General features: G+C 64.7%; 10 protein-coding genes. 6 read left to right on the top strand and 4 right to left on the bottom strand.

Features of this window, described 5'->3' with window-relative positions:
- On the top strand, positions 1–191 hold a 191-nt coding region (locus DBR12_RS22675; RefSeq protein WP_233244371.1), incomplete at its 5' end, for a GatB/YqeY domain-containing protein.
- A 142-nt stretch (positions 192–333) separates the two neighbouring features.
- Here DBR12_RS22675 and DBR12_RS08970 read toward each other — a convergent pair.
- Positions 334–1242: a LysR substrate-binding domain-containing protein gene (locus DBR12_RS08970; protein ID WP_108616940.1), complete on the bottom strand. Its 909-nt coding sequence runs from the start codon at positions 1240–1242 to the stop codon at positions 334–336.
- Positions 1243–1365: 123 nt separating this feature from the next.
- Between DBR12_RS08970 and DBR12_RS08965 the strand changes: the two genes are divergently transcribed.
- On the top strand, positions 1366–2469 hold the full coding sequence (locus DBR12_RS08965) for a tartrate dehydrogenase (RefSeq protein ID WP_108616939.1): 1104 nt from the start codon (positions 1366–1368) through the stop codon (positions 2467–2469).
- Positions 2470–2840: 371 nt separating this feature from the next.
- A complete protein-coding gene (locus DBR12_RS08960; RefSeq protein ID WP_108616938.1) occupies positions 2841–3731 on the top strand; it encodes a LysR family transcriptional regulator in 891 nt (296 codons plus the stop codon).
- Between the two features lie 63 nt (positions 3732–3794).
- On the opposite strand, the gene pmbA is transcribed toward DBR12_RS08960, so the two are convergent.
- Positions 3795–5237: a metalloprotease PmbA gene (gene pmbA, locus DBR12_RS08955; protein ID WP_108616937.1), complete on the bottom strand. Its 1443-nt coding sequence runs from the start codon at positions 5235–5237 to the stop codon at positions 3795–3797.
- Between the two features lie 64 nt (positions 5238–5301).
- Here pmbA and yjgA point away from each other — a divergent pair, with 64 nt between their 5' ends.
- The 3 genes from yjgA to DBR12_RS08940 are packed head-to-tail and all read left to right on the top strand — an operon-like array spanning position 5302 to position 6986.
- Positions 5302–5979, top strand: a complete 678-nt coding sequence (gene yjgA, locus DBR12_RS08950; RefSeq protein ID WP_108616936.1) for a ribosome biogenesis factor YjgA — start codon at positions 5302–5304, stop codon at positions 5977–5979.
- Entirely contained in the window at positions 5972–6571 is a 600-nt protein-coding gene (gene mog / locus DBR12_RS08945; RefSeq protein ID WP_108616935.1) for a molybdopterin adenylyltransferase, read from the top strand. Before yjgA ends, mog begins: the two co-directional genes overlap by 8 nt.
- A gap of 58 nt (positions 6572–6629) precedes the next feature.
- On the top strand, positions 6630–6986 hold the full coding sequence (locus tag DBR12_RS08940) for a PilZ domain-containing protein (RefSeq protein WP_108616934.1): 357 nt from the start codon (positions 6630–6632) through the stop codon (positions 6984–6986).
- Positions 6987–7059: 73 nt separating this feature from the next.
- On the opposite strand, the gene cysE is transcribed toward DBR12_RS08940, so the two are convergent.
- Positions 7060–7842, bottom strand: a complete 783-nt coding sequence (gene cysE / locus DBR12_RS08935) for a serine O-acetyltransferase (protein ID WP_108616933.1) — start codon at positions 7840–7842, stop codon at positions 7060–7062.
- Positions 7843–7878: 36 nt separating this feature from the next.
- A partial coding sequence (locus DBR12_RS08930) for an RNA methyltransferase (RefSeq protein ID WP_108616932.1) occupies positions 7879–8667 on the bottom strand: 789 nt, incomplete at its 5' end.

Below are 8667 nucleotides of genomic sequence, written 5' to 3'. Positions count from 1 at the left end.
AGGCCTACCTGCCCGAGCGGATGTCGGCAGAAGAAACGCTGGCCGCCGTGAAGGCCATCGTTGCCGAGATCGGAGCTTCGGGCCCTGGCGACATGGGCAAGGTGATGGGCGTGGTCAAGACCCGCCTGGCTGGCAAGGCCGACATGGGCCAGGTGTCGGCTGCCGTGAAGGCGGCACTCTCAGGCGGCTGAAACGACCGTTTCTTTTCTCGCATCGGCGCGGTTGAGGGCCTCCAGCCGATAAAACTGGCGCGCCCCTCGCCAGCAGCCGCCGCGCAAGGGCCGCCCCGCCGCGCTGGCGGCGTCCCCCTTGAGGGGGAAGGCGCGGAGCGACTCAGGGGGTGTTCCAAGCCTCGCGGAAATGCGCCTGCAGAAACTCCACACACACCCGCACCTTGGCCGACCGCTCCAGCCGTGTGGGGTACACGGCCCACACGTTGGCCTCTTGCTGCCACTGAGGCAACAGCTGCACCAGGCGCCCCGCCTGCAGGTGCGAGCCCACATCCCATAGCGAACGCAGCACCACGCCGCGCCCATCCACCGCCCACTGCACAGCCATCTCGCCGTTGTTGGCCGACAGCGGGCCGCGCACCTTGACCGATTCTTCCTGCGCGCCGCTGCGCAGCCGCCACACGCCAAACGGGTGGTCGCGCTCCTTGATTACCAGGCAGTCATGCGCAGCCAGATCGGCCACCGCACGGGGCATGCCCTTGCGGGCCAAGTAGGCGGGGGCTGCACACAAAACACGGTGGTTGTCGGCCAGGCGGCGTGCAATGAGGTGTGGGGCGATCTCGTCACCCACGCGCACATCCAAATCGAACCCTTCGCCCGCCACATCCACCAGACGGTCGAATACTTCCAGGCGCACCTGCAGCCCCGGGTGCTGCTCCACCAACCGCGACAGCGCAGGCGCCACGATCTGGCGGCCAAAACCAAAACTGCTGCTCAGCCGCAGCAACCCGCGCGGCTCGCTGCGCGTGACGGCCACCTCCTGCATCAGCTGCTCCATGTCGTCCAGGATGCGCTGTGCCCAGTGGAACACCCGCTCGCCCTCTTCCGTCACCGCCACACGCCGCGTGGTGCGGTGCAGCAGCTTGACCTGCAGGTCCTGCTCCAGCAGGCGGATGCGTTTGCTCACGTAGGCGGGTGACGCGCCCAGCTCGGCGGCCGCGCCGCCAAAGCTCGCCTTGCGCGCCACGGCCGCGAACACACGCAGGTCTTCCGCTGCAGGATTTTTATGCACGATTTGTGAATGATGAAGTCACAGTGAGCGGATTGTAGTTTTCGATGACGCTAGGAAAAATCTACTCCACAACGCTGGCTAGCCCCACAACAACCTCTCTCCCCTTCTCCCAAGGACCGTTTCATGGCCACCTCCACCACTCCCAAAACCTACCGTATCGCCCTCATCGCCGGAGACGGCATCGGCAAGGAGGTGATGCCCGAGGGCCTGCGCGTGGTGCAGGCCGCAGCAGCGCGCTTTGGCATTGCGCTGGAAACCACCACCATCGACTGGGCCAGCTGCGACTACTACGCCCTCCACGGAAAAATGATGCCCGACGACTGGAAGGCCCAGCTCTCGGACATGGACGCCATCTTCTTCGGCGCCGTCGGCTGGCCCGCCACCGTGCCCGACCACATCTCACTGTGGGGATCGCTGCTCAAATTTCGCCGCGAATTCGACCAGTACATCAACCTGCGCCCCGTGCGCCTGTTCGACGGCGTGCCCTGCCCCCTGGCAGGCCGCAAGCCCGGCGACATCGACTACTACGTGGTGCGCGAGAACACCGAGGGCGAATACACGTCGCTCGGCGGCATCATGTACGAAGGCACCGACCGCGAAGTCGTCATCCAGGAATCGGTCTATTCCCGCCACGGCGCCCACCGCCTCTTGAAGTTCGCATTTGACCTGGCCCAAAGCCGCCCCAAAAAGCACGTCACCCTGGCCACCAAGAGCAACGGCATCGCCATCAGCATGCCCTGGTGGGACCAGCGTGCCGACGACGTCGCCAAGGGCTACCCCGAGGTCACCCTGGACAAGCAGCACATCGACATCCTGACGGCCCGCTTTGTGCTGCAGCCCGGTCGCTTTGACGTGGTGGCGGCCACCAACCTGTTTGGCGACATCCTCAGTGACCTGGGCCCCGCCACCACCGGCACCATCGGCCTGGCCCCCTCGGCCAACCTCAACCCCGAACGCCGCTTCCCCAGCCTGTTCGAGCCCGTGCACGGCTCGGCACCCGACATCTATGGCAAAAACATCGCCAACCCAATTGCGATGATCTGGTCGGGTGCACTGATGCTGGACTTCCTCACGCATGGCCAGGGCGCGGGGCGCCAGGCGCACGATGCCATCGTGAGCGCCATCGAAGAAGTCATCAAGAGTGGGCCGCGCACGCCCGACCTGGGCGGCACAGCCAGCACCACGCAGGTGGGGGAGGCGATTGCAGCGCGGGTGGCGGCTGTTTGACTGGCTTCACTCAGTTGCTCCTGATTTGGTAGCTGGTAGCGCTTGTCCGTAAAGCGCTACCAGCCTATTCGGTTCACAAGTTTTGTCAGCCACCTCCTGGTGGAACCTTAAACTGCTCGGAAATACGTTGCTCGGCGCGCGCTGCCGAGGCAACGATTCGCGCCGCAACGCTTTGCAATGCGGTCCAACACCACGGCAACACGTGCCACAACGCGCCAGCAAGCGCCCACATTGTGTTTAGCGCCAGATGCCGGACAGGAAAGGGGAGATTGGCGCGTTGGTTGCAAGGTTGTTTCATAGTGCAGCAATGCTCGCGCGGGGCTTACCATCCGTAAAGTTGAATTCAATGACGATTCACTTCACAAAACCTGATGCGCAACCTCAACCTCGACCAGTTGCAGACCCTGATCGCCATCGCCGACCTGGGCACCTTTGCCGCCGCCGCACAGGCGCTGCACCTGGCCCCACCCACCGTCAGCATGCACATCAAGGAACTGGAGTCGCGCCTGGATGCCGAGCTGGTGGTACGTGGTCGGCGCCAGGCCGAGCTCACGCCCGCAGGCGAGGTGCTGGTGCAGGAGGGCCGCCAGCTGCTGTTGGCCGGCAACGACCTGGTCGAGCGCGTACGGCGTCACGCGTCGGGGCGCGAGGGCGTGGTGCGGGTGGGCGTGTCCGCCGGGGTCAGCACCCGCCTGCTGCCGCGCATGCTGGAAGCGCTGGCCGAACGCATACCGGGTGTGGAGATCCGGCTGGAAGCCGTGGGATCGGCCGATTCGATGCAGCGGCTCAAGGCAGGAACCCTCGATATCGCCATCATCGCGAGCCCCCAGCTGCCTTTGGCCGAGGTGCGCCAGACCCCATGGCGCAACGACTCCATGGTGGCGCTGCTGCCCTCCGCCTGGGATACGCCCGAGTTCGTGACCCCCGACTGGCTGGCCAGCCGCCGCTGGGCTTCGTTCGCCCCCGCCACACAGATGCACGGGCTGATTGCGAACTGGTTTGGCCAGGCGGGCCACCACCCGCGCCCCTTTCTGGCGCTGAGCTACCCAGGCGCGCTCAAGAGCCTGGCGGTGGCCAGCCAGTGCGCCGCGCTGCTGCCAATGGAGGAGGTGGAGGATCTGCAGGGCACGCCCGGTGTGCAGATCCGCCCTTTGCAGCCCTTGCTGATGCGCCCCATGGCGGTGGCGCACCGCCACCAGCCACCGCCCTCGCCTGCTGTAGAGGGCGTGCTCCAGCTGCTGGCCGAATTTGCACACGAATGATGGCGACGCTGCCTGCTCAGCCGCAGTCCGTAAAGAATGCGCAGACAGCGCAGACGGAGCGGGTTAGCTCCCGGCCACCTTCATGCGGTTGACCAGGATGGAACCCACGGTCTTGGCGCCGTAGTTGTAGGCATCCGCGCCCACGGCCTCGATGCCCTTGAGCATGTCCTTGAGGTTGCCCGCAATGGTGATCTCGTGCACCGGGTACGCGATCTTGCCGTTCTCCACCCAAAAGCCACTCGCGCCACGCGAGTAGTCGCCAGTGACGTAGTTCACGCCCTGGCCCATCAACTCCACCACAAACAGGCCCGTGCCCAGCTTTTGCAGCATGGCATCCAGGTCGTCGCTGGCTTGCGTGAGGCGTGAGGTCATCACCAGGTTGTGTGAGCCACCGGCGTTGCCCGTGGTCTTCATGCCCAGCTTGCGCGCCGAATAGCTGGACAGGAAATAGCCCTCCACCCGCCCACCCTTGACCACCTTGCGCGGTGCCACGCGCACGCCTTCTTCATCGAATGGCGAGCTGCCTTTGCCACCCAGGATGAAGGGGTCTTCCAGGATGTCGATGTGCTTGGGGAAGACCATCTTGCCCAGCGAGTCGAGCAGGAAGCTGCTCTTGCGGTAGAGCGCGCCGCCGCTCACGGCCTGCACAAAACCGCCCAGGAGGCCTGCGGCCAGCGTTGATTCAAACAGCACGGGGCATTGCGTGGTGGGGATCTTGCGGCTGCCCAATCGGCTCAGTGCGCGTTGCGCGGCATAACGGCCCACGGCCTCGGGCGAGGCCAAGTCAGCTGCGTTGCGCATGGAGCTGTACCAGGCGTCGCGCTGCATCTCGGCGTTCTTGCCGGGCAACGAGGCGATGGGTGCCACCGAAAAGCTGTGGCGCGAGCTGGCATACCCCCCGCGAAAACCGCGCGTGTGGGCGCTGAAGAAGTGACTTTGCTGCGCAGAGACGCCAGCGCCTTCGCTGTTGGTGATGCGGCGGTGCGTCTTGAGCGCTGCGGCCTCGCAGGCCTTGGCGATCTCTGCCGCTTCTTCGCTGGTGATGGCCCAGGGGTGGAACAGATCCAGGTCACGGTGTGTGTCGGCGGGGGCGATGTCATCCGCATCCGGCAAGCCCGCCATAGGATCTTCGGCAGTGAAGCGGGCGATGTCGTAGGCCGCCTGCACGGTTTGCTCGATGGCCTTGTCCGAAAAATCCGAGGTGCTGGCATTTCCCCGGCGATGGCCGATGTAAACCGTCACGCCGAGGGATTTGTCGCGGTTGCGCTCCACGTTCTCCAGCTCGCCCTTGCGTACGCTGACCGACAGGCCGCAGCCCTCAGACGCCTCAGCGCCTGCATCGGTGGCGCCCAGCTTCTTGGCATGTGCCAGGGCGCGGTCCACCAGTTCTTCAAAAAACGGACGGCTATAGCTGAAGCCGCTGTCGGGCATGCGCGAAGTGGCAGCGGAGGGCGCAGCAGCCAGCGCGCCAGGGGTGCGCGGGGCGCGGTTGGAGGGTTTATTCATAGCGGCAGCTATGATACTTGCCACTTTGGCGCACTCGCTGCCACCTCTCTCTTTGCCCCCACCCATGTCACGCAAACCCAAAAAAGGCTACTTTGTGAAGGGCCATTTTGTTGCCGAAGGCAGCGAACTGGACATTCAACTCAAGGCCGAACTCAAAGGCACACCCGATGCCAGCCGCACCGATCTCAAACGCGAGAGCGATGAGCTGCAAGACCTGGGCAAGGAGTTGCTGACCCTGCGCGCCGACCTGTTCGACGCCGTGGGCCTGCCCGACAAGCTGGCCGACGCGCTGGCCGAAGCCCGGCGCATCACCAACTTCGAAGGCAAGCGCCGCCAGATGCAGTACGTGGGCAAGCTCATGCGCAAGCTGGAGCCCGAACTGGTGGACGCCGCCCGCCAGGCGCTGGAAGAGCAGCGCAAAGGCTCTGCCACCGAAAAGCTGCAACTGCACCTGGCCGAACAATGGCGCGACCGGCTGATTGCCGACGACGACACGCTGGCCGCCTGGATGGCAGAGCACCCCACCACCGACACCCAGCAGCTGCGCGCGCTGATCCGTCAGGCCCGCAAGGATGCGCAGCCTGCGGGCAAGGAGGCCAATGTCCAGGCCTCGCAAGGCCTGGCGCCCCGCAAGGGCCGCGCCTACCGCGAGCTGTTCCAGCTGGTGCGCGAGCACCTTGGCGGTACCGGCACGGCAGAGTCCAGCGACGTGAACGAAGACGAGGACGGCAGCGATGAGTGAGCCCCTACACGACCCGGTGAAGATCGGCATCGTCTCCATCAGCGACCGCGCCAGCAGCGGCGTCTATGAAGACAAAGGCCTGCCCGCGTTACAGGACTGGCTCACGCGTGCGCTGCACAACCCCATCACCTTCGAGCCGCGCCTGATCCCCGACGAACAGGCGGGCATCAGCGCAACGTTGATCGAGCTGGTCGATGCCGGCTGCAGCCTGGTGCTGACCACCGGCGGCACAGGCCCCGCCCTGCGCGATGTGACGCCCGAGGCCACGCTGGCCGTGGCGCACAAAGAAATGCCAGGCTTTGGCGAACAGATGCGCCAGATCAGCCTGAAGTTTGTGCCCACCGCCATCCTCTCGCGGCAGGTGGCCGTGGTACGAGGTCAGAGCCTCATCATCAACCTGCCCGGCCAGCCCAAGGCGATTGCCGAGACACTGGAAGGCCTTAAGGATGCCGACGGCCAGCAGATCGTGCCCGGCATCTTCGCCGCAGTGCCCTATTGCATCGATCTGATCGGGGGGCCGTACCTGAACACCCAGGAAGCTGTGTGCAAGGCCTTTCGACCCAAAGGCGCCCAGCGGCCGCAGACCCTGTGACACTTCGGGTTTTACAGACCTTTGCCGCTTGCGCCAACGCTGAACCGGCCCTCACCCCATGAACTCTCCCTCCCCACTTCCCGGTAAGGACGAGCGCCGCACGCAGGAGCGCCGCATCCTGCGAGTGCAGGCCGAACTGCTGGTGCCGGGGCGCCCAGCCATGCCGGTGCGCACCGTCGATATCAGCGAAGGGGGCGTCAGCGTGCTGTGCACGGTCAACCTGGCCACGCGCACTGAGTGCACCGTGCGCCTGCCATTGCCAGTACCGCCCACGGGTCGCAAACAATTGGAATTGCGGGCTGTAGTCCTCTACAGCATCCTCAGCAGCAGCGGAGGCGGCTTTCAATTGGGCATGAATGTGCTATCCATGGATGAGGCCACCCGCAACGCCATCAAGCAATTCGTCAAGAACTAAAGGACCACAAAGCTCCATCGACGCTGCGGACAGCTCCCTGGCACAGGCACAGGCACAGCGACTATGGGGATCGCTACTTGCCCACCAGCTCGTTGAGCTTGCCCGCCTCGAACTGCTCCTTGATCGCCGCGTCGCACGGCACGCAGTCTTTGGCCTGCTGGTTGGCGACCGAGAGTTTCTCAATCGCCTGCCACAAGAGCGCAATCTGGTGCTCTTGCGATGAGGCGTTGTCGATGAGTCCGCGCATGGCCTGCGACAGAGGATCGTCCTCTTGCGTGATGCCATAAGCCGTGAACTTGCGCGCCTGCTGGGGTTCGGTCACGTCGGCGCTCTGCCCCTCTTTGGACGGAATGATGCGCGCCGGAATGCCCACGGCGGTGGCGCCTGCGGGCACGGGCTTGATGACCACGGCATTGCTGCCAATCTTGGCGCCGTCTCCCACCTCAAAACCACCCAGAACCTTGGCTCCGGCGCTCACCACCACATCCTTGCCCAGCGTGGGGTGGCGCTTGGCGCCTTTGTAAAGCGAGGTGCCGCCCAGCGTCACGCCCTGGTAGATGGTGCAGCCGTCGCCAATCTCGGCGGTCTCGCCCACCACCACGCCCATGGCGTGGTCAAAAAACACGCGCTCGCCAATCTTGGCACCGGGGTGGATCTCAATGCCGGTGAACCAACGTGCGAAGTGCGAGATGAAGCGGCCGGGCCATTTGAGGCCATTGTTCCAGCACCAGTGTGCGGGACGGTGCAACCAGATCGCGTGCAGGCCCGGATAACAGGTGATCACCTCCCACGTGCTGCGCGCGGCAGGATCGCGGTCGAGGATGCACTGGATATCGGAACGCAAGCGGGCGAACATCGGTTGTTATGGTTATTTGCAAATGAGCTGCACAGTCTATCGTTTCGCCTGCGCCGTCTCGATCATGGCTTTGGCGACACCTCTCAAGATGTGGATTTCCTCAGGGCTCAACTGCGCGCGATTAAAAAGCTGGTTGAGACGGGGCATGAGCTTCTTGGGCGCAGCAGGGTCCAGGAAACCGATGGACGTGAGCGCCTGCTCCCAGTGGCCCAGCATGCCCGCCACCTGCGCGGCATCGGCCAGCGTGCGTGCAGGCGTGGTGTCCTGCACCGCAAAACCGCCCAGGGCCTGGCGCCATTCATAGGCAATCACTTGAATGGCAGCGCCCAGGTTGAGCGAGCCGAAGCCGGGGTTGGTGGGAATCGAAAGCGCCACATGGCAGCGGTAGACATCCTCGTTGGTCATGCCAAACCGCTCCGAGCCAAACAGGAACGCGACGCCCGCCTGGCGGTCTGCTCCGGGCTCTGAGGCCTCCGGATTTGAAGCATTTTTTGGCTCTCCCGCGCACCCATCATGCCTTGATTGCTCCTTATTTAATAGCATTTCAAAGTGTGCACGGGGCGCGGCCGTGGGCGGGCCAAAGTCGCGCGGCGTCATGGCCGTAGCGCAGAGGTGGCTCATGCCGTCGAGCGCCTCGTCCAGCGTGGCGACGATGCGCGCATTGTTCAACACGTCCAGGGCGCCGCTGGCGCGCTGGATGGTCTCCTCACGCCGCAGCACATTGGCCCAGCGGGGCGCCACAAGCACCAGATCGTCGAAACCCATGGTTTTCATGGCGCGGGCGGCGGCGCCCACATTACCGGCGTGGCTGGTGTTGATCAGGAC

It is taken from the genome of Acidovorax sp. HMWF029, from assembly GCF_003060895.1.
Taxonomy (GTDB): Bacteria; Pseudomonadota; Gammaproteobacteria; order Burkholderiales; family Burkholderiaceae_C; genus Acidovorax.
Note: the sequence above shows the minus strand (reverse complement) of the source record. Positions and strands in the feature narration are given on the sequence as shown.